The 26,190-nt window shown below is 30.3% G+C and carries 26 protein-coding genes; 21 read left to right on the top strand and 5 right to left on the bottom strand.

What is annotated here, in order from left to right; all coding sequences use genetic code 11:
• Both BUB34_RS13160 and BUB34_RS00850 read left to right on the top strand, forming a co-directional pair.
• Positions 1-213: hypothetical protein (locus BUB34_RS13160; RefSeq protein ID WP_330392723.1), on the top strand; the 213-nt coding region annotated here is incomplete at its 5' end.
• Between the two features lie 104 nt (positions 214-317).
• Positions 318-779: a GNAT family N-acetyltransferase gene (locus tag BUB34_RS00850; protein WP_073123299.1), complete on the top strand. Its 462-nt coding sequence runs from the start codon at positions 318-320 to the stop codon at positions 777-779.
• A 145-nt stretch (positions 780-924) separates the two neighbouring features.
• Here the strand turns inward: BUB34_RS00850 and BUB34_RS00845 are convergent, their stop codons facing one another.
• Complete coding sequence (locus BUB34_RS00845) at positions 925-1,893, bottom strand: choloylglycine hydrolase family protein (RefSeq protein ID WP_073123297.1); 969 nt, start codon at positions 1,891-1,893, stop codon at positions 925-927.
• A gap of 420 nt (positions 1,894-2,313) precedes the next feature.
• On the opposite strand from BUB34_RS00845, the gene uvsE reads away from it, so the two are divergent.
• The 3 genes from uvsE (at position 2,314) to BUB34_RS00830 (ending at position 5,599) form a co-directional block, all read left to right on the top strand.
• Positions 2,314-3,567, top strand: coding sequence for a UV DNA damage repair endonuclease UvsE (gene uvsE, locus BUB34_RS00840; RefSeq protein WP_073123295.1), 1,254 nt, complete (start codon positions 2,314-2,316; stop codon positions 3,565-3,567).
• 156 nt (positions 3,568-3,723) lie between these two features.
• The gene (locus BUB34_RS00835) at positions 3,724-4,902 is read left to right on the top strand and encodes an ABC transporter permease (RefSeq protein WP_242948792.1); all 1,179 of its coding nucleotides are present in this window, start codon (positions 3,724-3,726) and stop codon (positions 4,900-4,902) included.
• Entirely contained in the window at positions 4,895-5,599 is a 705-nt protein-coding gene (locus tag BUB34_RS00830; RefSeq protein ID WP_073123293.1) for an ABC transporter ATP-binding protein, read from the top strand. Before BUB34_RS00835 ends, BUB34_RS00830 begins: the two co-directional genes overlap by 8 nt.
• 62 nt (positions 5,600-5,661) lie before the next feature.
• Here BUB34_RS00830 and BUB34_RS00825 read toward each other — a convergent pair whose 3' ends face one another.
• From BUB34_RS00825 to BUB34_RS00815, 3 genes are all read right to left on the bottom strand, one after another.
• Positions 5,662-6,096 (bottom strand): DUF2935 domain-containing protein, encoded by a 435-nt coding sequence (locus BUB34_RS00825; RefSeq protein ID WP_073123291.1) that lies wholly within the window; start codon positions 6,094-6,096, stop codon positions 5,662-5,664.
• 158 nt (positions 6,097-6,254) lie between these two features.
• Positions 6,255-7,136, bottom strand: coding sequence for a proline iminopeptidase (gene pepI, locus BUB34_RS00820; RefSeq protein WP_073123289.1), 882 nt, complete (start codon positions 7,134-7,136; stop codon positions 6,255-6,257).
• Positions 7,137-7,255: 119 nt separating this feature from the next.
• Positions 7,256-8,344, bottom strand: a complete 1,089-nt coding sequence (locus BUB34_RS00815; protein ID WP_073123287.1) for a M24 family metallopeptidase — start codon at positions 8,342-8,344, stop codon at positions 7,256-7,258.
• A 592-nt stretch (positions 8,345-8,936) separates the two neighbouring features.
• Between BUB34_RS00815 and BUB34_RS00810 the strand changes: the two genes are divergently transcribed.
• From BUB34_RS00810 to BUB34_RS00795, 4 genes are all read left to right on the top strand, one after another.
• Positions 8,937-10,262, top strand: a complete 1,326-nt coding sequence (locus BUB34_RS00810) for a peptide MFS transporter (RefSeq protein WP_073123285.1) — start codon at positions 8,937-8,939, stop codon at positions 10,260-10,262.
• A gap of 351 nt (positions 10,263-10,613) precedes the next feature.
• The gene (locus tag BUB34_RS00805; protein ID WP_073123283.1) at positions 10,614-11,357 is read left to right on the top strand and encodes an SDR family NAD(P)-dependent oxidoreductase; all 744 of its coding nucleotides are present in this window, start codon (positions 10,614-10,616) and stop codon (positions 11,355-11,357) included.
• A gap of 94 nt (positions 11,358-11,451) precedes the next feature.
• On the top strand, positions 11,452-11,958 hold the full coding sequence (locus BUB34_RS00800) for a DNA-deoxyinosine glycosylase (protein ID WP_073123281.1): 507 nt from the start codon (positions 11,452-11,454) through the stop codon (positions 11,956-11,958).
• A gap of 250 nt (positions 11,959-12,208) precedes the next feature.
• On the top strand, positions 12,209-13,726 hold the full coding sequence (locus BUB34_RS00795; protein WP_073123279.1) for a YfcC family protein: 1,518 nt from the start codon (positions 12,209-12,211) through the stop codon (positions 13,724-13,726).
• Positions 13,727-13,842: 116 nt separating this feature from the next.
• On the opposite strand, the gene BUB34_RS00790 is transcribed toward BUB34_RS00795, so the two are convergent.
• Positions 13,843-14,193: a carboxymuconolactone decarboxylase family protein gene (locus BUB34_RS00790; protein WP_073123277.1), complete on the bottom strand. Its 351-nt coding sequence runs from the start codon at positions 14,191-14,193 to the stop codon at positions 13,843-13,845.
• Between the two features lie 311 nt (positions 14,194-14,504).
• Between BUB34_RS00790 and BUB34_RS00785 the strand changes: the two genes are divergently transcribed.
• The 12 genes from BUB34_RS00785 to BUB34_RS00735 all read left to right on the top strand — a co-directional run bounded on the left by BUB34_RS00785 (position 14,505) and on the right by BUB34_RS00735 (position 26,143).
• Positions 14,505-14,975, top strand: coding sequence for an RNA polymerase sigma factor (locus BUB34_RS00785; RefSeq protein WP_073123275.1), 471 nt, complete (start codon positions 14,505-14,507; stop codon positions 14,973-14,975).
• Positions 14,976-14,990: 15 nt separating this feature from the next.
• Positions 14,991-15,884: an RsiV family protein gene (locus BUB34_RS00780; protein WP_073123273.1), complete on the top strand. Its 894-nt coding sequence runs from the start codon at positions 14,991-14,993 to the stop codon at positions 15,882-15,884.
• A gap of 253 nt (positions 15,885-16,137) precedes the next feature.
• Entirely contained in the window at positions 16,138-16,797 is a 660-nt protein-coding gene (locus tag BUB34_RS00775; RefSeq protein WP_242948791.1) for an HAD family hydrolase, read from the top strand.
• Between the two features lie 317 nt (positions 16,798-17,114).
• On the top strand, positions 17,115-18,002 hold the full coding sequence (locus BUB34_RS00770; RefSeq protein ID WP_073123271.1) for an ABC transporter ATP-binding protein: 888 nt from the start codon (positions 17,115-17,117) through the stop codon (positions 18,000-18,002).
• The gene (locus tag BUB34_RS00765) at positions 18,002-18,802 is read left to right on the top strand and encodes an ABC transporter permease subunit (RefSeq protein WP_073123269.1); all 801 of its coding nucleotides are present in this window, start codon (positions 18,002-18,004) and stop codon (positions 18,800-18,802) included. Before BUB34_RS00770 ends, BUB34_RS00765 begins: the two co-directional genes overlap by 1 nt.
• A gap of 63 nt (positions 18,803-18,865) precedes the next feature.
• The gene (locus BUB34_RS00760) at positions 18,866-19,144 is read left to right on the top strand and encodes a chorismate mutase (protein WP_073123268.1); all 279 of its coding nucleotides are present in this window, start codon (positions 18,866-18,868) and stop codon (positions 19,142-19,144) included.
• Between the two features lie 150 nt (positions 19,145-19,294).
• Positions 19,295-20,353, top strand: coding sequence for a hypothetical protein (locus BUB34_RS13465; protein ID WP_242948790.1), 1,059 nt, complete (start codon positions 19,295-19,297; stop codon positions 20,351-20,353).
• Between the two features lie 295 nt (positions 20,354-20,648).
• Positions 20,649-21,470 carry a glycosyltransferase family 2 protein gene (locus BUB34_RS13460; RefSeq protein ID WP_242948789.1) on the top strand — a complete coding sequence of 274 codons (822 nt, stop codon included), beginning with the start codon at positions 20,649-20,651 and terminating at the stop codon, positions 21,468-21,470.
• Positions 21,471-21,472: 2 nt separating this feature from the next.
• Positions 21,473-21,979, top strand: a complete 507-nt coding sequence (locus tag BUB34_RS13455; protein WP_242948788.1) for a glycosyltransferase — start codon at positions 21,473-21,475, stop codon at positions 21,977-21,979.
• 219 nt (positions 21,980-22,198) lie between these two features.
• Positions 22,199-23,185, top strand: a complete 987-nt coding sequence (locus tag BUB34_RS00745) for an NYN domain-containing protein (protein WP_073123266.1) — start codon at positions 22,199-22,201, stop codon at positions 23,183-23,185.
• Positions 23,186-23,247: 62 nt separating this feature from the next.
• On the top strand, positions 23,248-23,679 hold the full coding sequence (locus tag BUB34_RS00740) for a YbaK/EbsC family protein (RefSeq protein ID WP_143153275.1): 432 nt from the start codon (positions 23,248-23,250) through the stop codon (positions 23,677-23,679).
• Between the two features lie 310 nt (positions 23,680-23,989).
• On the top strand, positions 23,990-26,143 hold the full coding sequence (locus tag BUB34_RS00735; RefSeq protein ID WP_073123264.1) for an EAL domain-containing protein: 2,154 nt from the start codon (positions 23,990-23,992) through the stop codon (positions 26,141-26,143).
• The last annotated feature ends 47 nt before the right edge of the window (positions 26,144-26,190 follow it).

Here is a 26,190-nt window from a genome sequence, read left to right as displayed (position 1 = left end):
TTAGTAATAGAAAAACTTGAAGAAGCTAAGGCTCTGATAAATCCTAACAAAAAGCTTCAACTTTATAGGGAAATTCAGCAAATTATAATAGACGATATGCCCTGGATTTCTCTGTATCATCCTAAGGCAGCAGTGGGTCACAGAAAAGACATCTTAGGTTTAAGATCAAACCCACTTGGTTTTATAAATTATGACAATATAATAGTGAGATAATACTGATAAAAATATTAAACATAAGTATGTTATTTAGAATTTCCTTATTTGACTAAGTTTTGGTATGATTTTACTTAAAAAATTGTATATAAAGGAGTGAACCTATGATAATAAGAAAAGCAAATATTGATGATATTACCAAAATATCAAATTTATATTGTGAGTTAATAGAAACAATGTCTAAACTTCAACCATATTTTTTAAAAGAAAGTAGACAAGATGAAATATTTATTAAATCTATGATAGAAAATGATGATTCTGAAATATTTATTTCATGTGAAAATGATGAAATAATAGGGTTTTCACTTGTTCAAGAGCAAGAAACTCCTCCGTATAATATGATTGAATATCATAAACTTGGTTATATATTCGATATTATAGTTTCATCAGATTATAAATCAAATGGAATTGGAAAAAAGTTAATAAATGAATGTAAAAATTGGTGTAAAGAAAGAAATTTAGAATATGTACAATTAAGTGTACTTGATAATAATGAATCAGCAATTAAATTCTATGAAAGTCAAAATTTTAAAAAGCAAATGATTACAATGTATTCTAGATTATAACTCTAATAATAAAAAGGCATCAACTATTTCTTAAATTTAATACAATAAGAATAAAAGTAGGAGTATAGGATTGAATACCCCTACTTTTATCTTATAAAACACAGCATTATTTTCAAAAGTATAGTTTATAAAGCTACTATTCAAACTATGAAGATAATCCAATTTTTCCGAGAAAGATTGGATTATTAGCATGTATATAATCCAAAAGACATACCTTTATGATTTGATTATTTTCATAAGTTTTAAAATAATATTCACATGTATTGGTATTCATAAAAGAAATATATTTTGTATAATCATCACTACCTTTATCGGTAATAACAATACCCTTAGGAATAAAAACACCGTTCATAATATTAAAGCATGTCATTAGTGTTTGAGATTTAGTTTTTGGGATTGTTACATGTGTTTTTATAAATGCCGTACGAACAAAACGTTCAGGAGATGTAAAGCCTCCTGGGAGATGTAGAGTCCCTCCCCCTTGACCAAAAGGAGTTAGTGATACATTTCCCCAATAAACTTCTTTGGGTTGATTAACTGATACATCTATATAATTTCTTAGGTTTGTCATATGCCAGTTAAAACCAGGACTATTCGCCATAACACCTATAGGATTGTTTATTACCTCAAGACCTGTCTTAGTTTGCTCTATAACAACGCATTTACCACTTTTATCAGTGGCAATCCAGTGTAGTGGAGCAGATGTTTTGGTAACAGGATCCTGTATACCTACGATACGGACATTTTTTAGTAGAGATTTTAAATCATCTACACAACTACAACGCCCTAATATATAGTGCAGAAAATCTAGTGAAGCAATTTGTTCTTTATTGTCTACAGGTAAATCATAATAAGCACACCCGGCAAAGTATAAGACTGCAGCGGCAAATCCTTGTTCATTTACACCGTCAAAGAAGCCTAACATACCATCAGTTTCCTGACCCATACAAATAAAGCTATAGCTATCAACATACTTTTTAGGTGTTATAAGACTACGCCATTTGTAATTTTTAGGTATTATATAAATTCCAGGTTCAATTGGGTGAGAAAAATCCATTGTTCTTCCAAAAAAGTTTTCTCCTTGCATAGATTGTAGTGTAATAGCAGTACACATACTATAAAACCTCCAATACAATAAATGTAATAATGATAATGTATGCCTCTATAGCAAATAAGGTGAAAATCTCTTATATAGCAAATGGTCTATATTTATTAGGATAATTCCTTACATTTATTTAATTTCATAGACTTAGTCATGTATATAAATATAGTCATTAGATTAAAATTGTTGAATTATAATAAAATACTCATTTTATGGACATAAAATTGTATGATATGATTGTACATTTGTATGATAATATATAATACTTTTCGGATAGATTTTATCAAAGGAATCTATGACTTTTGGTTTATTAGTATAAAATGGCTTGAAGTCCTATTTTATTTATTTATAATTAACTATAAAGATAAAATCTTTGATAATTTAGAACGCAATTATTTTTTTAAATTAAATATTAAAACAGGGAGAAATTTTATGAAAATAGGATATGCATGTTTAACTGAAGGAGTACCAAATACAAATTTTAAACGTTGCACTTTAAAGAATGCAAACAGAGATAATCTTTTAAAGATTATAGAACACAATTTAGATTCACTAGAAAACATAATAAAGTATAATATAAAAAATAATATAAAACTTTTTAGAATAACATCAGACTTAATACCGTTCGGGTCAAGTCCTGCAAATGACATACCTTGGTGGGATGTATTTTCCTCTAAACTATGTTCAATAGGAGAAAAAATTAAAAACTCGGGTATGAGGGTTTCAATGCATCCAGGACAATATACAGTACTGAATTCACCAAATGAGGATGTAGTGAAAAGAGCAATAGAGGATTTAAATTACCATAATAGAGTACTGGATAGCCTTGGTGCAGGTATAGATAATAAAATAATACTTCACATAGGAGGAGTTTACAATAATAAGGGTAAGGCTGTGGAGGGTTTTATTGATAACTTCCAACTACTAGATAACAAAGTTAAGCAAAGAATTGTAATTGAAAATGATGATAAATCCTTTAATATAGGAGAAGTTTTAAAAATTGGTCAGACTTTAAATATACCTGTTGTATATGATAATTTACACAATAGAGTTTTACCTTATGATTTATCAAAGGATGATAAGTATTGGATAAGTTTATGTAGTGAAACATGGAATAAAGAGGATGGAGTTCAAAAGATTCATTATTCACAACAAGATGTGAACAAGAGAAAAGGAGCTCACTCATCTACTATAGACATAAAAAAATTTACAGAATTTATTGAAGAGATAGATCTAGATGTAGATATAATGCTAGAGGTAAAGGACAAGAACCTTTCTACGCTAAAATGCATCAACTACATAAGAGAGGATAAAAAAGTAAGCAATTTAGAAATGGAATGGAGCAAATACAAATATACTATATTAGAACACTCCAATGCGCACTATAATAGAATTCGTGAACTGCTTAAAAACAAAGATGAATACCCTGTATTAGAATTTTATAATTTAATAGATGAAGCTTTAAAAAAAGAGGAGACTATAGGCAGTACAATAAATGCTTTACTTCATGTTTGGGGTTATTTTAAATCTAATGCTACAGAAGTTGAAAAAAATAAATTTACAAAATATATAAAAGGATATGAAGATGGGCGTAACTCAAAAAAGCCTATAAAGGATTTTTTATGTAAGATGGCTTTGAAATACGAGGAGTATTATCTATTGAATTCTTATTATTTTTATTTATAAGGATATTTTTATTTATAAGGATATTTTTAGTTAAACAAGTATTTTTACATGGGATTATTTTAATTTATGAAAAAGTGCGACTAATCTCAATAATTGGGTATCGTTATAAATAGCTTATAAATATATTAAGTTTAAAAAATCAGGAGGAGATATGGCTTGAAAGATTTTTACGGGGATTTGAGATTAGCACTCAACATAGCTGTTAGATTTTTAAAATCCAATAAAGGGCAGACAACCCTAATTTTAATAGGAATAGCTATTGGTGTTTCGGTTCAAATATTTATAGGTTCTTTGATAGATGGATTACAGAAGACTTTGGTAGACAAAACAATAGGAAGCTCTTCACATATTACAGTAGTACCAGATGGGAATGATAAATTTTTTGAAGATAAGGATTATATTATAAAAAAGTTGAGAGAGGATGATAGATTTTCCTCTGTATCTAAATCTCTGGATTCTTCAGCATTTTTATTTAAAGATGAGGAGTCTTACCCAATACTTTTAAGAGGTGTAAAATTTAATGATGCAAATAAAATTTATAAGTTTGACGATAAATTAATCGAAGGAAGAATGCCAAAAGATAATTTAGAAGTACTAATAGGAAAAAATCTTGTAGAAGAAACGGGTATAGAAGTAGGAGATAAAGTAGATATAATTACACCAGAAGGAAAAAATAAAGAGATAAAAATAGTTGGCGTTTATGATTTAAAGGTTGCGAGTTTAAATAAATCCTGGGTGATGAGCACATTAAATAGTAGTAGAAGCATATTTGAAAAAGATGAGGAGTTGTCATCTATAGAAACTCAAGTAAAAGATGTATTTAGTGCAGATACTATATCTAAGGAATTTAAAGAAGATTTGAAAAAAGAAAATTTAAAAGCTATAAACTGGAAGGAACAAAATGAGGAATTGCTTTCAGGTTTGGCGGGACAATCTGCATCTAGTTATATGATACAGGTATTTGTATTATTGTCAGTTTTACTTGGGATATCATCTGTTTTGGCTGTATCTGTAGTTCAAAAGTCTAAGCAAATTGGTATATTAAAGGCAATGGGAATAAAGGATAAAACAGCAAGCCTTATATTTTTATTCCAAGGTCTTTTACTAGGAATTATAGGGTCTGTATTAGGTACTGTTTTAGGAATTTCACTAACGTACGTCTTCTCTAATTTCGTAACAAATGCCGACGGGACACCTTTAGTTTCCTTTTACCTAGACTATAGATTTATAGCGATTTCGGTATTGATAGCTATTTTATCTGCCACTATCGCTGCACTTATACCAGCTAGAAAATCTTCTAAATTAAATCCTATAGAGGTGATTAAAAATGGCTAATATTTTAGAATTAAAAAATATAAATAAGATTTACGGAGAAAAAATAAAAACGCAGGTTCTCTTTGATATAAATTTAGGTTTTGAGGAAAGCTCTTTTAACTCTATTATTGGGGCTTCGGGGAGTGGTAAATCTACCTTGATGAATATAATGGGAACTTTAGATAAGGCAACAAACGGAGAAGTTATAATTGATGGAAAAAATATCTCAAATATGAATAAAAATCAGCTGGCAAGTTTAAGAAACGAAACTATAGGATTTATATTTCAATTTCACTATTTATTGCCTGAGTTTACTGTTTTAGAAAACATATTGATGCCCTATAAAATAAAACATAATAAAGTAACTAAAGAAGCTTTAAATAGAGCAAATGATTTGATTGAGATAGTTGGATTAGGCAAGGTTAGAAATAATAAAGCCACAGATATATCAGGTGGTCAACAGCAAAGGGCAGCTATTGCTAGATCTTTGATTAATAATCCTAGAATAATATTGGGCGATGAACCCACTGGAAACCTGGATTCAGAAACAACAGAAACAGTTTATGATCTATTAAAGAAAATAAATAAGGAGTTTAAATCTACTTTTATTGTAATTACCCATAATAAAAGGGTTGCTGAGAAAGCGGATAGAATTATCGAAATAAAAGATGGTAAGGTAAATAATGATATAATCAATATAGGAAACATAAGCATATAAAAAGTTTAACCCTTGAAAATAATGATTTTTGTTAGCATTATTATTCAAGGGTTATCTTAAGTTTACTTACAGTCTACCTGGTTAAGATATGCCTTAGCAATACCGACATAGTACTCTGATTCTCTAATAATATGACTAATTACTATAGGAGCTGCAAAGTTATTTTTAACTGCATTACTATTTTTCATCATACTATTTAAAAACTCTATAAATGTTTGACTTTGCTTTAATGTGATTTCAATCATATATGTGATATTTTCAGCTATTTCCGGAGTTATTGTAAAGCAACTTCTATTTAACCTTTCAATATATTGTAATATAGAGGCTTCTGTCGCACTAAGGACTCTTTGATAATCCTTTAGTATATTTACAAATTCATCTTCTAAATCTGTAACAATCTCTCTGATTACCACTGTATGCTCTGACTCTTGTCTCTTCCAGAACTCTGCTTCCTCTAGTATTCTTATGTGATTTTTTTCTCCATAGCAAAATTGCATTTGATTTACCTCCAAATTTTATATTATAGTGCATATAATTCAGTATATGCATAGAATGATTCAAATGACATAATAAATAATAAGTTGAGTGTAGAGGTAAATTAAAACAAAAAGATAGCCACTAAAATAGTGGCTACCTCTAGATATTGATATTTATATTAGTCGTTTTTATCTAACCATTTATTAAGAACTTCGATATATTTTTCGTTTTCTTCTACGAATGGCATATGACGGCTGTATTGGAATAATTCCCACTCAGAATTAGGGATTCTATCATACATTATTTTTGCAATGTATGGAGAACATAAGTCTATTGCACCGTTAGTTATTAAGCAAGGCTCTTTTATTTCATGTAATCTATCAGTAAACTCATATCCAGCTAAAGTTCCTGAAGGAGAGAATTCATTGTGCCCCCATCCAACAACGTATGCTTCAGAACCAGCTTTTTTAGGTCTTCTTAAGCATTCTGGAGAATCTTCAGTTACCTGACCAGCACAGTACATTTCCATAAATTTATCTAATGCATTAGCGTATTCTTTGCTAGAGTAATCTCCAGTTTTTTCTGCATCAAGTAAAGCTTTTTGATCTTCTTCGCTCATGTATGATATTCTTCTTTTTTGTTCTTCTTCCCAAAGTTTTGCAGATGGAAGAGTAGATGAAAGAATATATGATTTTATACCTTTTGGTTGGTATTCTATAGCATACCAAATAGCTTGCATACCTCCCCAGGATTGTCCTAATAAATGGATCTCATCAAGACCTAGATGTTTTCTTAATTCTGCAAGCTCCTTTATCCAAGTATCAGCATTAAATAATTCAGGGTGGCCTTCTACAAATGAGTTACCACAACCGATTTGGTCATACATTATTACTTGTCTACCGCTTTCTGCTATTTTATCTAGTACTTCAAAATAGTTATGTGTTGAACCTGGTCCACCATGTAATAAAACTAATGGCTTTTTATTTCCAGTAGATTCGCCAACTATACGATAATAAGTTTTAAAACCTTCAAAAGGCATGTATCCTTCAGTAATTTTCATAATAAATCTCCTTATTTTCATGTACAAATATTAGGAAATTATAATTGTAGTAAGTCTATTTAACAAATATAATTTCCTGTTGATTGTATTTTGATATTAAATTTTATATTTAGTTTAGATTATTTTTCTTCAGGAACTACAATAACGTCTTTTGTAAATTTATTTAATACTTCACAACCATCTTCAGTGATTATAACAAGGTCTTCTATACGAACACCGATACCTTCTTCTGGAAGATAGATTCCTGGTTCAACAGAGAAGCATTGTCCTACTTTGATTATGTCTTCATTTACAGAAGAAACATCACCAAACTCATGATCTTCTAGACCACAAGAGTGACCAGTTCTATGTGTGAAGTATTTTCCATATCCTTTTTCTTCGATATAATTTCTTGCAGCTAAGTCAACATCACACATTCTGTTTCCTGGTTTTGCAGCAGCTATACCTCTTAGGTTAGCCTCCACAACTATATCGTAGATTTCTCTTTGTCTTTCAGAAATTTCACCAAGGAATACAGTTCTTGTCATATCAGATGCATAGTTTTTGTAGAATCCTCCTATATCAAGGATAACACAGTCCCCATGTTTACCTTTTGTATCATCAGTTACATGGTGAGGGTCTGCTGCACCTTTTGCATATGCAGTTATAGGATCGAAAGATACATCATTTATACCAAGACCCTTATAGATTTCACGTATTTTAGCATTTAATTCTTTTTCAGATAAACCTTTTCCTACCCAAGGAATTAATTCACCCATTGCTATGTCGTTTAATCTTGAAGATTCTCTTAAAATTTCTATTTCCTCTTCATTTTTAATCATTCTTACGTAGTCAACTATTAATGACCCGTTTACAAACTTACTTCCTGCACCAAGTTCTTGTAATCTTAATAAGAATTTAGCAGGCCATACTTTATCAATACCTATAACTTTATCTTTTTCCACATATCTAGATAAGATTTCAACACCGTCTTGGATATCGTTGTACCATACAATTTCTACGCCAAGATCTTCTTCTTGTGGAAATAATTCGTTGATAATAATTTTGTGGTTTCCATTAACATTTAAGTATAATGCCAATAATCTTTCACCAGGGATAATCCATTTTCCTGTTAAATAAAAAATAGCTGTGGGATCAGAGATAATCATTTGTGGAATCTCATGGTCCTTCATTGACTCTAGAACTCTGCTCAGTTTCTTTGTATCCATTATGTATTCCCCCTATTTTTAATTATTTAAATACTACTATGATAATATTATTCTTGAGTGAAAATGTCAATGAGACATTGGAAAAATTTTAACACTCTTATCATTAATATTATAGAAAATTATAGAAAAAATTTCAGTAGATTAACTATAGTTTCAGAAATGTTTTCATTTTTGTGAATTTTTTATTTTTGTTCTGTACTAGAGGCATTTTTTGTGATATTATAATTTTATGATAATATATTTAAGAAAAAGCCAATATAATATTTTTTTCTACATAAATTTTACTTAATTAATACATACCATTATATATGCAGCACATTCAAAACTTGTATCGAGAAAACAGACAAAAAAAGCATTAAAAAGATATACTTAAAATATAAGTATAATTATTATATTTTTATTAGATAAATATCATGAGCCTGAAAAATAAAATATTTATTTTATAGGAAAAGGATTTCAAAATCTGTATCAAGTAAAGTTATCATAAGAATTACCAATTTTATTATGGGATATTCTTTGATATATAACTCAGAAATCATTAGATTTCAGGGACGCAATAATTCAAAATATACTTAAATAAGGGGGAAAAAAAATGGAAAACACAAACAAAAGACCTTTTGGTTTTTATGTATGCTCACTTGCTTTCACAATGGAAAGATTTGCATTCTATGGATCAAAATGGTTAATAGCAGTATTCGTAGCTGCTTCAGTAGCAGATGGAGGACTTGGTCTTACAGCTGCAGATGGTGCTAAGATGACTGCAAACTTAGTTGCATTTACTTATCTTGCTCCATTAATCGGTGCATATATATCTGACCGTTATATAGGTGCTAGATATCTTGTTCCTGTTGGGATGGCTTTAATGGGTGCAGGTTACTTAGTAGGATGGCAAGCTACTAGTGCTACTATGGTAAACTTAATGATTTTATTAGTTTCTATAGGTACAGGTTTATTCAAGAGTCAAACAAGTGCTATCACAGGTAGACTTTTTGATGACCCTAGACAACTGGATAGTGCATTCTCTACTCAATACTCTTTCGTTAATATAGGTTCTTTCATAGGAACAACAATATTAGGTGTATTAGCTGGAACTCAAGGATATGCTTTCTGTTTCTTGGTTTGTGGACTTATGATGTTTGTTAATGCTGCTTGGTTTGTATTTGGATGGAGATTCTTAGGTGAAGCAGGAAAAAGACCATTCAAAATTGATGAGCATGAAGAATCTAAAGAAGATAAAAAAGAAGAAGCTAAACCTCTTACAACATTAGAAAAGAAGAGAGTAGGAGCTATAATACTAGTATCTATATTCTCTGTAATATTCTGGGTATTCTGGTACCTAGCATATATGCCAGTTTACTACTACTGGGGTGGGGAAAACGCAGCTGCTAACTGGATGATAGGTAACTTCGAAGTTCCAACAGCTTGGTTTGACTCATTAAACGCATTTATGTGTATAGCACTAGGACCAATTCTTGGTAAAGTATGGTCTACATTAGCTAAGAGACCTCAAGGTGACTTAAGTATGTTCAAGAAAACTGCTTTAGGTATGTTATTATTAGGATTATCTTATGTAATATTCGGTATGGCTGATGTTACAAGAGGAGGAAATCTTGCACCTCTTGGATGGATAATAGCGTTCGGTATGGTATTATCTCTTGGTGAAATGGTATTCTCACCACTTGGAAACTCATTTATAAGTAAATTCGCACCACCAAAATTACTAACAAGCATGATGAGTGTTTGGGTACTTGCTGTATTCTTTGCAGGAAAATCTTATGGATGGTTATATGAATTTACATTAAAATTCAATTTCTCAACTGTACAATTCGTAATAGCTGGTATAGCTATAGCATCTGGTGTTATACTTTGGGCGTTAGATGGTAAATTAAACGGATTAGTTGTAGATGAAGAAAAATAAATTTAAAGTTAACTAGATTCTAGAATCTAGAACAATAAATAGTCCACTTTCCTTTATACTTTAATTTGCTAGGTGAAAAATACTTAGTGGTTATGTATTATAGGAAAGTGGATTTTATTTTTTAAAAATGGGGATTGTTTTTGAGGATTATATTTAGTGTTTTGTAAACTATAAGAGAAAAATATGTAATATAAAATAGGGCTGAAATTAGGTGAAAGCTCTCTATAAGATTGCATTTATTAGTGGTATAATATAGTTATAAGCCTTTACACCTAATATATGAGTACGTTTTATTAAATTTAATCTTATAGATTCAGAATTTAAAATACAACTTATAAGGGGGAAATTGTTATGTTAAAAGGTAAAGTAGCTATAGTTACAGGAGGAACAAGAGGTATAGGAATTGCAATTGTAAGAAAATACCTAGATAATGGAGCAACAGTAGTTTTATGTGGTTCAAGAAAAGAAACTGTTGATAAGGCTGTAGAGACACTTAGAGGTGAGAATCCAGAATATAATGTTGAGGGCATATGGCCGAATCTAAGCTCTATAGAAGAGGTAAAAGAGGCTTTTGAAAATGTTAAGAAAACATATGGCAAAATTGATATACTTGTAAATAATGCTGGAATATCAGCAAGGGATTCAATATATGATTATAAAGCTGAAGACTTTTCTAAAATCATGGACTTAAATGTAAATGCAGTATTTAATTGTTCTCAAGTAGTTGCATTAATTATGAAAAAGCAACAAGGTGGAGTTATCCTAAATACAAGTTCTATGGTAAGTATTTACGGGCAACCATCTGGATGTGGATACCCAACATCTAAATTTGCAGTTAATGGACTTACAAAATCTCTTGCAAGAGAGCTTGGAAAAGATAATATACGTGTAAATGCAGTTGCCCCAGGTGTTACAAATACAGATATGGTGAAAAACCTACCTGATGAGATTATAAAACCATTAATATCAACAATTCCTTTGGGAAGAGTTGGGGAACCTGAGGACATTGCTAATGCCTTCCTATACTTAGCAAGTGATATGGCAAGTTATGTTACAGGAGTTGTACTATCGGTAGATGGAGCTGCTAGAAGTTAATAATATAGGATAAAAAAATGATCCCTTTGGTTATAATAGTTTATAGCTAAGGGGAAATTTTAATGTTTAAAATTTTATCAAAAGGAGCTTAAATATGAAAAATATAAAATCTAAGGGAGAGTACAAAAGAATAAAACACACATTTGATCCTGTATTTGATAGTAATTCCAGAATATTAATACTAGGAAGTCTTCCATCTGTAAAATCTAGAGAAGAAGGATTTTATTATGGACATCCAAGAAATAGATTTTGGAAGGTAATATCATCTATATACGGATATGATGAGCCTAAAACTGTAGAAGAAAAGAAAAAAATGCTTATTGAATCTAATATTGCAGTTTGGGATGTCATTGATAGTTGTGACATAATAGGATCAAGTGATAGCAGTATAAAAAATGTAGAGGTAACCGATTTGGGGAGGGTTTTAGATAATTGTGATATCGAGCATATATTTGCAAATGGCAAGGCTGCAGGTAAGCTATATAGTAAGTTTAGTGAACAAAAAATAGGTAGACCTATAATAGAACTTCCCTCAACGAGTCCTGCAAATGCAGCCTATACATTAGAGAAATTAATCGAGGCTTGGAAGATAATAAAGTAAACCTATTTAATAAATCAAAAAGTAATAATCTCTCTCATTACTATTTTCACTGCTACTATTTTTAGTTGGAGGGTATAAGACATAAAAGTCAGAAAAGGAGTTTTCGGGGCTATAAAAACATTTAGAATTATTAAAATAATATCAAGAATACTGTAAAATAGCTTCTTTTTTGCAAAAAACTATAGTATTATATAGTTAGAAAAGGGTGCTGAATTTATGTTTTATGAAAATTATATTAGGGGGTATTAACATGGAAAAAAAGAAAAGGAAGTTTTCGTTTCCAACAGCGTTTACAGTATTGTTTATTGTTCTTATTCTAGCTTCGGCATTAACCTACATAATACCGGCTGGATCTTACTCTAAACTTTCTTATAACGCATCTTCTTCAATGTTTGAGGTTACATCTCCTTCTGGGGAAGTAAAGGAGATGCCGGCGACTCAGGAGACTTTAGACAAACTTAAAATTGTTAATGAAATATCTAAGTTTACTGATGGCGATATTAATAAACCTATCGCAATTCCAGGAACTTATGAAAAAGTTGAACAGCAACCTCAGGGGATAGTCGACATAATTTTATCACCAGTAAATGGAGTTTATGACACTATAGACATTATATTATTCGTATTCATAATAGGAGGAATTATTGGAGTCTTAAATAACATTGGCGCATTTAATGCAGGAATAGCATCTCTTTCAAGAATAACAAAGGGAAGGGAGTATCTACTAATAGTGTTTATAACTTTCCTAATAGCTCTTGGTGGGACTACCTTTGGATTAGCGGAGGAAACCATAGCACTTTATCCTATATTAGTGCCAGTATTCTTAGCTGCAAACTATGATGTTCTCGTATGTATAGCTGCAATTTACATGGGATCATCGATTGGTACTATGTTTTCAACGGTAAACCCTTTTTCAGCCGTTATAGGTTCTAACGCAGCAGGTATAAGTTTTACAAATGGACTTTATTTTAGAGTAGCTGCACTTATTATAGGGACATTGATTACAGTAGTGTATATATTAAAATATGCTAAGAAAGTAAAAGAAGACCCTACAAAATCTATAGTCTATGAGGACAAGGAGCAGATAGAAAAGAAATTTGCAAGTCAAGGTGAAGCTCCACCTTTAACCCTAAGATTTAAGATAATATTACTTTTATTTTTAGTGACTTTTATTGTCATGATATATGGAGTATCTAACCCTAATTTAGGTTGGTGGTTCCCTGAAATGACAGGATTATTCCTAGTATCAGCTATATTAATTGGTTTCTTATCAGGATTAGGTGAAAAGGAATTTGTAAACCAGTTTTTAACAGGTGCAAGTGAATTAATAAGTGTTGCACTTGTTATAGGAGTTGCTAGAAGTATAAACTTAGTACTAGAGAATGGTTTGATTTCAGACACTATATTAGAGTTTTTCTCTAGATCAATTGCTGGAATGAATCCAAATATATTTATAGTTTTAATGCTTTTGGTTTTTATAGTGTTAGGATTCTTTATACCGTCATCTTCTGGATTGGCAGTTCTATCCATACCTATAATGGCACCACTTGCAGATGCTGTTGGTTTGCCAAGGGATGTTATAATATCTGCTTATCTTTATGGTATAGGCTTGATAGCATTTATAACACCTACAGGTTTGATTTTGGCAACACTTTCTATGGTTGATATAACCTATGATAAATGGTTGAAGTTTATAATGCCACTTATGGGATATATAGCTATATTTAGTGCTATAATGCTATTAATTCAAGTAAACTTAAAAATATAGAATTGTATTAGAGTAAAAGTTTAAATTATATAATATATAAACCCTGTGAAGTAGATATTGATAATACTTACAGGGTTTTTAATTATTCAAGCATTTATATTTTTATGTAGTTATATTTATTTGAAATCCTTTTCAAATTCATTGACAGCATCCATTAAAGTTGTTGCAGTGTATGCAGCAGTAGGACCTCCACCAAAAGCAATAGCTACTGTAGCGGCTTCTATTATTTCTTCTCTAGTACATCCAGCTTTGAATGCATTAGCAACATGGCTAACTATGCAATATTCACAACGACTGTATGCAGCTATTCCAACAGCTATTAATTCTTTTGTTTTTAAAGATACTTTTCCTTCAGAAAGTGCTGCTCCTATAAATCCATTTAAAGCACCCATTGCTTCAGGATTTTCTTTTCCTAAATTACCCATACCTTGTCCCATGGCTTTAGACATAGCTCTTACATCTTTCATAAATAAATTCCTCCTAATAATTAGTATAAAAAGATTTTTAACTTACAACAACACATAAAATATAGCATTTTATAGAAATAAATGTCAATTATATAGAGAGCATATAGAATTTATATATAGAAATATAGTTTAGTATAGAAAAAATATTATAAAATTACTAAAAAAAGTATTGAAAATATAAAAATTATATATATCCTAAAAAAGATGATAATTGTGTCTTAATAAAAAATTATTATAGATTATATTATAAAAATTGAAACTTTATATAGAGGAGCAGCATCTAATAGTTGTAGCTACAAAGGAGGGTAAAGATGAATAACGTTATGGAAAATCTTATAAATGAAAATCTCATAAAAAATTATAACAAGTATTACCGACTTGCATATAGTTATGTTCATAATGAATCAGATGCGATGGATATTGTGCAAGAAGGTGCTTATAAAGCAATTTTGAAAAGTGAATCCTTAAAAAGTGTAGAATACATCGACACATGGATCTATAGAATAATGATCAATGAAGCCCTAGGGTTCTTGAGGAAAAATAAAAGAGAGTCTAGAGAGATTCAGGAAGAAGACCTTATCTCAAAAGATACTTATCAAGACGTCGACTTGAGAAAATCTATAGACATGTTACCTCCAACAGAAAGAGCAATTATAACACTTAGGTACTTTGAGGATTTGGAAATTAGTCAGATTGCAGAAATAGTAGATGAAAATATGAATACAGTTAAGACAAAGCTTTATAGAACATTAAAAAAGTTGCAGTTAAAACTTTTAAAATAAATGGAGGAGCTAAATATGAAAGAAAATAAGAAAATAGATGAATTAGGCTTAGATAAATTAAGAGAAGAGTATAGAAATCATATAGTTCCAGAAGAGGGGATTAAGAGAATGAAAAAATCGATTGAGAACGCAAAGAGAGATAAGAGAAAATATAAATTTTTAAGAAATATAAAGAATACTGGTTTGGGTATAGCAGCTACGTTTGCATTCTTTGTATTTTTATCTAATAGTAGTGAGAATGTTGCAAGAGCTATGGAAAGAATACCTGTTATAGGAAAGACAGTGAATGTAATTACATTTGGAAGATTTGATTTTAATGATGAAAATCACCATGCAAGTGTAGTCACACCACAGATTAAAGTAGAAGACGACAAATCTATGACAGAAGGCATAAAAATCACTAATGAAAAAGCTAAAGAGTATACATCAATGCTTATTAATAAATTTGATAAAGACATAGAAACAAAAGGTGGAAAGCAAGGACTTGATGTATCTTATGATGTTGTTACGGATAATGAAAATTGGTTTACACTTTGTATCAATGTATCTGAAACAGAAGCTAGTGGAAATCAGTATTCTAAATACTATAATATAGATAAGAGAACTGGTGATATTGTAGAACTTAAGGATATATTTAAGAAGGATACTAATTATATAGATATAATAACTAAAGACATAAAAAATCAGATGAATGAGCAAATGAATGATAATTCTAGTGTGTCTTACTTTATAAATGATCCGGTTGATAATAGTGCCAATTTCGAATCTATTAAAAAAGATCAAAATTTCTACATGGATAAAAATGGGAAACTAGTAATTGTGTTTGATGAGTATGAAGTAGCGCCAGGATCTATGGGATGCCCACAGTTTACAATAAATGATAAAGCAATAAAAGATATACTTAAGTAATAGTTTATAAGTATAAGAATATGCCTTATAGTAGAGGGTTTTAATAGTTTAAATAACTATACCTTTACTATAAGGTGTTTTTTTTATAATAATTAGGAAATTTGTATAGTATATAGAAAGAGTTTTGTATTGATGGGTTGTGTTTATTAAACATATGTATGGTAAAATATAAAATAATATTTCTATTTATGAAATATACTGAAATAAAGTTATCACGATTGATAATTTATCACTGAAAAGGGGGAATAGTGTTTTGAAAAATATAGAATATAGTACTTATTTATTTGACTTTGATTATACGTTAGCTGATTCGGAAGTGGGAATAGTAACTTGTTTTCAATTTGTATTAAACAACAATGGTTTTAAAAATATATCTGATGAAGTAATAAAAAAAACAATAGGACTGACATTAGAACAGGCATTTATTGAAATGACAGGTATAGAAGATAGTGGGGTTATCGAGAGATATAGAAAAGAATACGTAGATAAAGCCAATGAAGTAATGACAGCAAATACAAAGCTATATCCAGAAACTATCCCTATGATAAAAAAATTAAAGGAACAAGGGAAGAAGATAGGAATTATATCTACGAAATATAGATATAGAATAATGGAAACCTTAGAAATGTACAATATAACTTCTATGGTTGATATTATTATTGGTGGTGGCGATGTTAAAGTTGCCAAACCAGATCCAGAAGGACTTTTATATGCAATTGAAAAACTTAATGAGGATAAAACAAGAGTCTTGTATATTGGAGATAGTTTGGTGGATGCTAAGACAGCACTAAATGCAAATGTTGATTTTGTTGGTGTGACAACAGGGACTACAACATTCGATGATTTTAAGGATTTTCCTTATATTAAAATAATCAATAATTTAGGAGAATTAATACAGGAAAGCTATGCATAATGCTTATTTTAAAAAAGGAGTGAAAATTATAATGATTTTCGCTCCTTTTTACTCTTCTCAAAAACGGTCAATAGGTTTAATATTAATATAAATTGACTGGTATGGTCTATAAAGGGGGTATTAAATGAATAACAAGTTTTACAAAATGCCAAGGGAAAAAAGGGATGTGATAATTAACGCTGGGTTTGAGGTGTTTTCTAAAAACTCATATAAAAAATCACCTATGCAAGAGATAGCTTAAATATTGATATTCTAGAAGATAAGTTTATAAGGTTGATTGAGTTTTGGAGAAAAAGTTATTACAAGGAGGAATATCTATGAAGGATATAATTCAAATAAAAAATCTTACCAAAGACTATGGGAGTGGTAAAGGAATTTTTGATATAAATCTAGAAGTAAAGCAGGGTGAAGTGTTTGGATTTTTAGGACCAAATGGAGCGGGAAAAACTACAACTATTCGTAATCTAATGGGCTTTATAAGGCCATCTAGCGGAGAGTGTAAAGTTATGGGGATGGATTGCTATAGGGATGCAGAAAATATACAAAAAAATCTTGGGTATTTGGCAGGAGAGATTACATTTTTAGATGACTTAAATGGAGAACAAATGCTTGAATTTATAGCCTCAATGAAAGGACAAAAAGATAAGTCAAGAATGCTTGAGCTTATGAATCGTTTTGAATTGGATCCAAAGGGTAAAATTAAAAAAATGTCTAAGGGTATGAAACAAAAAATAGGAATTATATGTGCATTTATGGATGACCCCGATGTTATTATTCTTGACGAGCCAACTAGTGGATTAGATCCCCTTATGCAAAACAGATTTATTGATCTTATACTAGAAGAAAAGAAGAGAGGAAAAACTATATTTATGTCTTCTCATATATTTGAGGAAATAGAACGTACTTGTGACAGAACGGCGATTATTAAAAATGGTAAAATAGTTGATGTTGAAGATATGAAAAGTTTGCAACAGAAAAAGCAAAAATCGTATATTATTACATTCTCGGATGAAAAAAAAGCTATAGATTTTACTAAGTCTAGAAATGATGTCATTGAACAAAATTCGCAAAAGGTTATAGTTGCTGTTAGAGGAGAGGTCAATGAATTTTTAAATGAACTTACTCAGTACTATATAAAAGATTTAGATGTTAGAACACAGTCCTTAGAGGAAATTTTTCTACATTTTTATGGAGGTGAGAACTAATGATTTCTTTACCGCTTTTCAAACGTAATATGATAGCATCGATAAAATTTATGTTAATATTTTTGGCTGTTCTTGCGATGTATACATCTATAATTATTTGGATGTTTGATCCAGAAATGGCTGATTTACTTAATCAGTACTCTGAAATGATGCCAGGATTTATGTCGGCAATGGGAATGTCTGGAGGTGTTGGAACTTTAATAGAGTTTATTAACACTTACCTATATGGATTCTTGATGATAATAGTGCCGATGATTTTTGAAGTTATGTTGGTAAATAAGCTAATTATGAAATATGTGGATAATGGATCTATGGCATGCCTTTTATCAACACCGAACTCGAGAAAAAAGATTATATTTACTCAGTTAGTATCTATTGCGATTAGTGTAGTAGTTTTGATTGTACTTGTAACATTAATAGGCTTAGCTTGCAGTGAGATAATGTTTCCCGGAAAACTAGATATAGATAAATATATATCGTTAAATTTCAGCACTGTATTATTACACTTAATGGTTAGCGGAATTGCAGTATTTTCAGCTTGTTTTTTCAATGAATCAAAGGGGTATGTATCAGTTGGTGTTGGTTTACCGATAGGTTTTTATTTGATTGAGATGCTTTCTAATATGGGAGGAGATTTAGAAAAGTTAAAATACCTAACTATTTATACGATGCTGCCAGGGGAGTCTATTGTCAGTGGTTCAGGAGATGTTATTTTAGCAAATATAGCTATGCTTATAATAGCTTTTGTACTTTATGTATCTGGGGCTATATGGTTTATAAAAAAAGATTTACCGTTGTAAAAATAAATTAGGATATGTGATCTTTATGATAAATCAAATTGAAATTTGTAGAGGAGAGTTATTATGAAATGTAAAAATTTAGAAGAAGTTAGAGAAAATATTGATAAGATTGATAGTGAAATTATTAAACTTATTGCTGAAAGAGGAGATTATGTATTACAAGCATCATCTTTTAAGAAAGATGAAGAAGGTGCAAAGGCTCCAAAGCGAGTAGAAGAGGTAATCAGTAAAGTTCGTGAAAAATCGGAAATGTATGGTGCAAATCCAGATATTGTAGAAGCGGTATACCGTGAAATGATATCCAAATTTATAAATATAGAAATTAAAGAATTTTATAAATAAAAGTAGTGTTTTTTATTTAGTTTATGGGGCTTTGTTTAAAGCAAAGTACTATAAAAGCTTATAATGTATCTTAAAGCATGAAAATATCTTCCAACTGTGTTACCATATATATAGATGGAAATGCTGTACTATCATAATGGGGGTGTAAATTTGGGATTTTGTGGAGAAATAGTAAGACATAGGACATTTGGAAGAGGAAAGATAGTAAAGTTTGAAGATAACCGCATCACAGTACTATTTGACAACTATGATGAAGAAAAAACATTCCAGTATCCTTCTTCATTTGGTAAGTTTTTAGAAATAGAAAATAGAGCTTTTATAGATCAAATAGAAGTAGACAAAGAAGATGAAGTTAAAAAGGAAAATGAACTTAAAAAAGCTGAAAAACAACGAATAGAGGATATAGTAGAAGCTAAGAAAAATAGCAGAACGAGAAAGAGCTCTACACCAAGGAAAACGGATGGATTAAGCAACATAGCTTTTAAATGTAATTATTGTGATGGTGGAGCAGGTGAGGACAGAGTAGGTTTTACAAGTCCATGTACAAAGGAAACCATAGAATACAATATTTACAAGGCAAAGCATGTATGGTGCGGTGGAGAAGATTCACCATGCTATCGTTATTTAAATGGAGATTTAACAAGGGAAGAGCTTGTAAATGCTTACGAAGACGATGGATTTGTATGTTATGAGAGCAAAGTACTAAATGAGTGGCGTGCCTATGCTGGGATAGTACAAACAGGAAAAAGAAAAGGCAGCCCAATGACACTAAGAAATGCCAGAGGGAATAGTTTAGCTCTGCTTACAACGCGACTTCCACATGCAAAAGATAAGGATAGATTTATTTTTGCAGTATTTCTAATTGATGAAGATTATAGAGGAGATAGAGATTCAGAAGGATGTGTCGGAGCCAACCCTAAGTATAGGATAAAACTATCTCCATTAGAGGCTAAGAAACTTAAATTCTGGAATTATTATTTTAACCCTAATAGACCAGAGAAAATAGTTTTTGGCAGTGGATTACATAGATATCTAAGTAACACTCAATCTGCACAAATTCTAAGAGATATTTGTGAACTCAAAAAGGGTACTAATGAAGAGGACCTAGCAAGAGAATTTTTTGAACACTATTGTGATATAAAAAAAATAGATATAGAAAACTTACCTCAACCAGAAGGTGGATTAAAGAGAGCAAAGGATACAGTTTAGACTATATTAAATAACAATTAAATAATGAATGACAAAATGACCTAATTAAAATCAATATTGATTTTGATAGGTCATTTTGTCATTTAATAGATTATTTTTATTTATCAAGAGGAATATTCATACAAAATTTATGAATACTATGAAAAAATTAACTTTAATTCAAATATGTGTAAAATTAATTTAATAATAAATATGATATTATATATTTAAATATATTAAGTCTGGGTATAAGTCAACTATACAAAACTTAACAAGATGGGGGTGGATATTAAAAAATGAGAGTCTAATGGAGGAGATGGAAAATTCATTAGAAACGACAAAAAAATCTAAAGGACTGTATATTTCAGTTCATGCTAAGTTTTATATAAGTATATTAATTGCATTACTATGGGTACTTATATCATTTGAGGTATCCAGAAATTGGATAGAAGATTTAAGTAAAATCACATCACCTATGATTGCATATATTGTAATTGCAGGAGTTGCATATGTGCCTGGGTTTATGAATGCTTTTCTAGTAAGTAGTTTAATCTTAGATAGGCAGCCCAAGGTTAAGAATCAAAATCCAACGGATAGCGTAACTTTATTAATAGCCGCTTACAATGAAGAGGCGGGTATATTTGATACATTGAATTATATAAAAAAGCAGAAATATAATGGATATATAAAAACTATTGTAATAGATAATAATTCTACAGATAATACAGCTAAAGAGGTAGGGCGCGCGATTGATGAATTGAATATGGACATACTTTTGTTACATGAACCTACACCAGGTAAGTTCAATGCTCTTAATCATGGTCTAAACTTTGTAGATACAAAATATGTTATAACCTTGGATGCGGATACACTTATTCACAAAGATGCAATAAATTTTCTGGTTTCAAGAATGAATAGTTCTCCCGAAGATGTTGTCGCTGTTGCGGGTTCTATGCTTGTTAGAAATAGTAGGGACAATTTATTAGCAAAGGTACAAGAGTGGGATTATTTCCTAAGTATAGCATCGATAAAAAGAATGCAAGGTTTATATCAGGGAACTTTGGTTGCTCAGGGAGCTTTTTCTCTTTACAAGACCGATACTGTAAAGAGATTAGGAGGTTGGTCTGAGAGGATATAGTTTTGACATGGAAAATGTTAAAAGAAGGAAATAGGGTTTACTTTGAACCAATGGCTGTAGCTTTTACTGATGTACCGATAAAATTATCACACTTTGTAAAACAGCGATCGAGGTGGGCAAGAGGAATGATAGAAGCTCTAAGAGAAGTAAAGCCTTGGCAACAACCGCTTGTATTTTATAAATTCTTGACAGGGATAGATTTAATTATACTATACATGGATTTTAGCTATACATTCTTTTGGATACCAGGATTAATTTTAGCCTTATTTTTCAAAAAGTATTATATAGTAGGACCTATGATGTTATTAGTACTACCATTGACCTTAGCTAGTTTTTGGATTTTGTATCGTTTTCAATCTAAAGTAGTATTTAAAAATTTAAACTTAAGAGTTAGAAAAAACCACATCGGATTTATTATATTTATATTAGCTTATCAGATGATTATGTCTCCTGTATCGCTATATGGATATGTTCAGGAATTGGTGGGAATAAAAAGAGTATGGGAATAGATAAAAGAGGCTGTAACCAATGATTTAAATTACTGGTTACAGCCTTTTTTATCTATTTTAACTTGTGTAAATTGATTTTTTAATGAGAAAAAGTCTTTAATATGCTAAGATAAAAGTAGGCAGAATAAAATAAATTTTTGGAAGTTTTGGTATAAGAAATTATTTTAGATTAAATTAAAGCAACTTAAATAATATATATAAAGTAGAGAGGTATAAAATATGGAGGAAAAAAGGTTTGCATTATTAATTGATGCGGATAATATTTCAGTAAAATATGTCAAGTATATTTTGGATGAGATTTCACAGTATGGTGTAGCCACTTATAAAAGGATATATGGTGATTGGACTGAGACGACTTCGTCTAGTTGGAAAGACGCGTTACTTGAAAATTCCATAAACCCAGTTCAACAGTTTAGTTATACTAGAGGGAAAAATTCAACAGATTCGGCGATGATTATTGATGCAATGGATATACTTTACACTAAAAGCGTTGAGGGATTTTGTATAGTATCTAGTGATAGTGATTTTACAAAGTTGGCTAGTAGGTTAAGAGAAGACGGCATGTTAGTAATAGGAATGGGAGAAGAGAAAACACCTAAACCATTTAGAGTGGCTTGCGATAGATTTATATCACTAAATTTATTGATGGACTCTGATATAGGTGAAGAGGGTATTTCTCCAAAAGAATTAGGATTATCAAATTGTAATAAAGAAGAAAAGAATAACAATTTATCTGTAGGAACTATAATAACAAAGGAGACGATTGAAGAGGAAATTATAAAAATAATCTCATCAAAGGAAAATGGCGTAGTTGGGTTAGGAGAAATAGGCAGTACACTATTAAAAAAGTACCCTGATTTTGATGTTAGAAATTACGGATACAGTTTACTATCTAAGTTTTTAGTAGAATTGCCAAGGTTAAAGATGATTAAGAGAGGCAAATCTATTAGTGTAGAAAGAAATGATAACAGGATTAATAAAAATGAAATCGATACTTATACAATCAATATAGTGAAATCACAAGGAAGAGATGGAATATTCTTAGGTGAACTTGGAAATAGAATTCATAATAAGTATAAGAACTTTAATGTAAGAGATTATGGGTATTCAAAATTCTCAAAATATATAGAGGAAATAGATTGTCTTAGTATAAAACAAGATAGTAATCGCCAAAAAAAGGTATTTATAAAAGGGCCTGAAAAGTAAAAAAACCTGAACACAGGAGGGTATTAAATGGCATTGGAAAACGTTAAGAATTACTTGAAACAGTGGGATTTGATGAAAGGGTAAGAGAATTTCAAGGATCTAGTGCTACAGTGGAGCTAGCTGCGAAGGTAGCGGGGGTTGTACCTGGTAAAATTGCAAAAACTCTATCATTCAAGGTAGATGATAAGTGTATATTAGTAGTGGCAGCAGGTGATACGAAAATAGACAATAAGAAGTACAAAGAAAAGTTTAAAACTAGAGCTAAAATGCTTTCACCTGATGATGTAATTAAATATACTGGACATGCTGTTGGTGGGGTTTGTCCATTTGATATAAAAGATGAATCTACTAAGGTATACCTTGACATATCTATGAAAAGATTTGAAACAGTACTACCAGCAGCAGGGAGTAGCAATAGTTGTGTAGAACTGACATTAGATGAATTAGAAGTTGCATCTAAATTTACAGAATGGGTGGATGTTTGTAAGTTATAATATTTAGAAAAATAGCTTGGTATCTTCTGATACAGGGCTATTTTTTTATATGAATTTATAATTTATTATAAGTAACTAAAAATATAGGATATGGGGGATTTGATTTTGTTGCTGGTGTAATTATTTAATTGTATAATTATACTTAGGTCAGAGGAAATATTTATTTGTCAATTGATATACTAGTAATTATATATGCTTTAAATGTATTAAATTTATACTGTCTAAAAAAATAGAGTACTGATATAGGGGTTTTGAATCTAGAAATAAAAACTATAACAAATAATATACAAAGTTAATGTGGGGGAAGCTTATGAAAAAATGCAAAGTTATATTAGTACTGCTTAGTTTTGTTCTAATATCAGGTGGGTTTACAAAAGTAGTGTTTGCAGATGATGTTATTAGAGTTGGTTATATAAATTATAATGGATTCATCGAAAAGGACAAAAATAAAAAATTTGATGGGTACGGCGTAAAGTACTTAAATGAAATATCAAAATATACAGGGTGGAGATATGAATATGTATATGATACATGGACAAACTGCCTTGAAAAGCTAAAGACAGGAGAAATTGATCTTATATGTACATCCCAGTACACTGAGGAAAGAGATAAATTATATAAATTTTCAAAGTATCCAATTGGATATGAATTAAGCATTCTATATGTATCAAAAGACAATAAAAATATCTATTATGATGATAAAGAAGCATTCAATGGGATGAGAGTCGGAATGATAGATGGCAGTTTTCAAAATAAACTATTTGAAAAGTATGCAAAGGAGAATTCGTTTACTTATGATGCTGTAATGTACAAATCAGATAGTGAAGTGACAAAAGCATTAAATAAGGGGGAAGTAGATGCAATTGCAGTTGGCAATTTATCATGGCACGATGACTTAAAAGTAGTCGCCAAGTTCGGGGTAGATCCTTTCTATTTTATAACATCTGAAAAAAATAATGCGATAATGAAAAATATTGATTTGGCAATTGATAAGATTAAAATTGACAATCCTTACTTTGAATCTGAATTATATAGAAAATATGATTCAATAAGTATAATTGAATCAGTCGATAGTGTTGAACAAAAATTTAATTGGAGTCTGTTTTTTGAGGAATATATTTTTATAATAACAATAATTTTATTTATAATTGTAGCTTTGGTAGTTCGTCTATGGGAAATTAATAGAAGAAAAGTTATTAAAGCTAGACACTATGACACGTTGACAGACAGTTACAATTTAAATTATTTAGAAGAAGAAGGACCCAAGATACTAAAAAAGTATGGAATAGATGGATATTATTTTATTAAGTTTGATATAAGTAGGTTCAAAAGTATAAATCATTATTATGGAGTAAATATTGGAGATGATGTACTTAAAAAGATTGCATCAGAAGGACGGAAGAAGACAAAGGACGGAGAGATTTTCGCTAGAATATCTGAGGATAATTTCATCGTGCTTGCAAAACTTGGAGAAGATTTATCTGATTTAAGTGAATTCTTAAAAGGATTAGAAGGAATAAAATTTGGAGTTAATTTGGGCTTGCAGCTAAAGTTTAAAGCTGGGCTTTATAAGGTAGAAGACAAGGACGAGCCTATTTCTATAATGATTGATAAGGCATCTATGGCCCATAGAAGTATAAAAGGAAACCATAAGTTAAATTATGCTATTTATAATGATAAAATAGAGAAAAAAGTTTTACTTGAAAGTAAAATAGAAGTTGAAATGGAATCTGCACTACAAAATAAAGAGTTTCAGGTATATTTACAGCCAAAGGTTGATCTAAGTACACTTAAGATACTTGGTGCAGAAGCTCTAATACGTTGGGTAAAGAAGGATGGGACTATAGTCTACCCAAATCAGTTTATACCTATATTTGAAACCAATGGATTTATAGAGAAGATAGATTTGTTTGTATTAGAGGAGGTATGTAAGTATTTATGTTGTAGAAAGGAAAATCGGGAAAGTCTTTGTTCAATTGCAATAAATCAGTCTAGACAACTTCTAACTAATCCTAACTATATAAATTTGATTTTTGAAATATTAGATAAGTACGAGATAGATAGTTCATTGATTGAAATAGAGATTACCGAGACACTTTATATAGAAAATAAAGATATATTGTTAAAAGCTATAGAAAAGTTGCACGAAAGAGGAATAAAGTTATCTATTGATGACTTTGGAAGTGGATACTCATCACTTAATCTTATTACTGAGATACCGGCTGATATTCTAAAAATAGATAGGGCATTCCTCGTTTATAGTGAAGAATCCGAGGTTAAGAATAAGGTAATAAAAAAAGTGGTTCAGTTAGCACATGAATTAGATATGAAGGTTGTCTGTGAAGGGGTTGAAACCAGTAAACAAGAGGAGTTTTTATGTGATATAGGATGTGACATGGCACAGGGATATTTATATTCAAAACCAATACAAATTCCGGAGTTTGAAAGTTTAATATTATTGTAATATATAGACATTTTACAATATACAGAAAGATCTTAATAGATAATTTA

The sequence above is a fragment of the Asaccharospora irregularis DSM 2635 genome (assembly GCF_900129815.1).
In the GTDB taxonomy this organism is placed as follows: domain Bacteria; phylum Bacillota; class Clostridia; order Peptostreptococcales; family Peptostreptococcaceae; genus Asaccharospora; species Asaccharospora irregularis.
This window is presented reverse-complemented; position numbering and strand designations above follow the sequence as displayed.

Excerpts from the sequence above, each read along its gene's own strand:
- BUB34_RS00850 (WP_073123299.1), top strand. The coding sequence starts at position 318 with ATGATAATAAGAAAAGCAAATATTGATGATATTACCAAAATATCAAAT.
- BUB34_RS00845 (WP_073123297.1), bottom strand. The coding sequence starts at position 1,893 with ATGTGTACTGCTATTACACTACAATCTATGCAAGGAGAAAACTTTTTT.
- uvsE (WP_073123295.1), top strand. The coding sequence starts at position 2,314 with ATGAAAATAGGATATGCATGTTTAACTGAAGGAGTACCAAATACAAAT.
- BUB34_RS00830 (WP_073123293.1), top strand. The coding sequence starts at position 4,895 with ATGGCTAATATTTTAGAATTAAAAAATATAAATAAGATTTACGGAGAA.
- BUB34_RS00825 (WP_073123291.1), bottom strand. The coding sequence starts at position 6,096 with ATGCAATTTTGCTATGGAGAAAAAAATCACATAAGAATACTAGAGGAA.
- pepI (WP_073123289.1), bottom strand. The coding sequence starts at position 7,136 with ATGAAAATTACTGAAGGATACATGCCTTTTGAAGGTTTTAAAACTTAT.
- BUB34_RS00815 (WP_073123287.1), bottom strand. The coding sequence starts at position 8,344 with ATGGATACAAAGAAACTGAGCAGAGTTCTAGAGTCAATGAAGGACCAT.
- BUB34_RS00810 (WP_073123285.1), top strand. The coding sequence starts at position 8,937 with ATGGAAAACACAAACAAAAGACCTTTTGGTTTTTATGTATGCTCACTT.
- BUB34_RS00805 (WP_073123283.1), top strand. The coding sequence starts at position 10,614 with ATGTTAAAAGGTAAAGTAGCTATAGTTACAGGAGGAACAAGAGGTATA.
- BUB34_RS00800 (WP_073123281.1), top strand. The coding sequence starts at position 11,452 with ATGAAAAATATAAAATCTAAGGGAGAGTACAAAAGAATAAAACACACA.
- BUB34_RS00795 (WP_073123279.1), top strand. The coding sequence starts at position 12,209 with ATGGAAAAAAAGAAAAGGAAGTTTTCGTTTCCAACAGCGTTTACAGTA.
- BUB34_RS00790 (WP_073123277.1), bottom strand. The coding sequence starts at position 14,193 with ATGAAAGATGTAAGAGCTATGTCTAAAGCCATGGGACAAGGTATGGGT.
- BUB34_RS00785 (WP_073123275.1), top strand. The coding sequence starts at position 14,505 with ATGAATAACGTTATGGAAAATCTTATAAATGAAAATCTCATAAAAAAT.
- BUB34_RS00780 (WP_073123273.1), top strand. The coding sequence starts at position 14,991 with ATGAAAGAAAATAAGAAAATAGATGAATTAGGCTTAGATAAATTAAGA.
- BUB34_RS00770 (WP_073123271.1), top strand. The coding sequence starts at position 17,115 with ATGAAGGATATAATTCAAATAAAAAATCTTACCAAAGACTATGGGAGT.
- BUB34_RS00765 (WP_073123269.1), top strand. The coding sequence starts at position 18,002 with ATGATTTCTTTACCGCTTTTCAAACGTAATATGATAGCATCGATAAAA.
- BUB34_RS00760 (WP_073123268.1), top strand. The coding sequence starts at position 18,866 with ATGAAATGTAAAAATTTAGAAGAAGTTAGAGAAAATATTGATAAGATT.
- BUB34_RS13460 (WP_242948789.1), top strand. The coding sequence starts at position 20,649 with ATGGAAAATTCATTAGAAACGACAAAAAAATCTAAAGGACTGTATATT.
- BUB34_RS00745 (WP_073123266.1), top strand. The coding sequence starts at position 22,199 with ATGGAGGAAAAAAGGTTTGCATTATTAATTGATGCGGATAATATTTCA.
- BUB34_RS00735 (WP_073123264.1), top strand. The coding sequence starts at position 23,990 with ATGAAAAAATGCAAAGTTATATTAGTACTGCTTAGTTTTGTTCTAATA.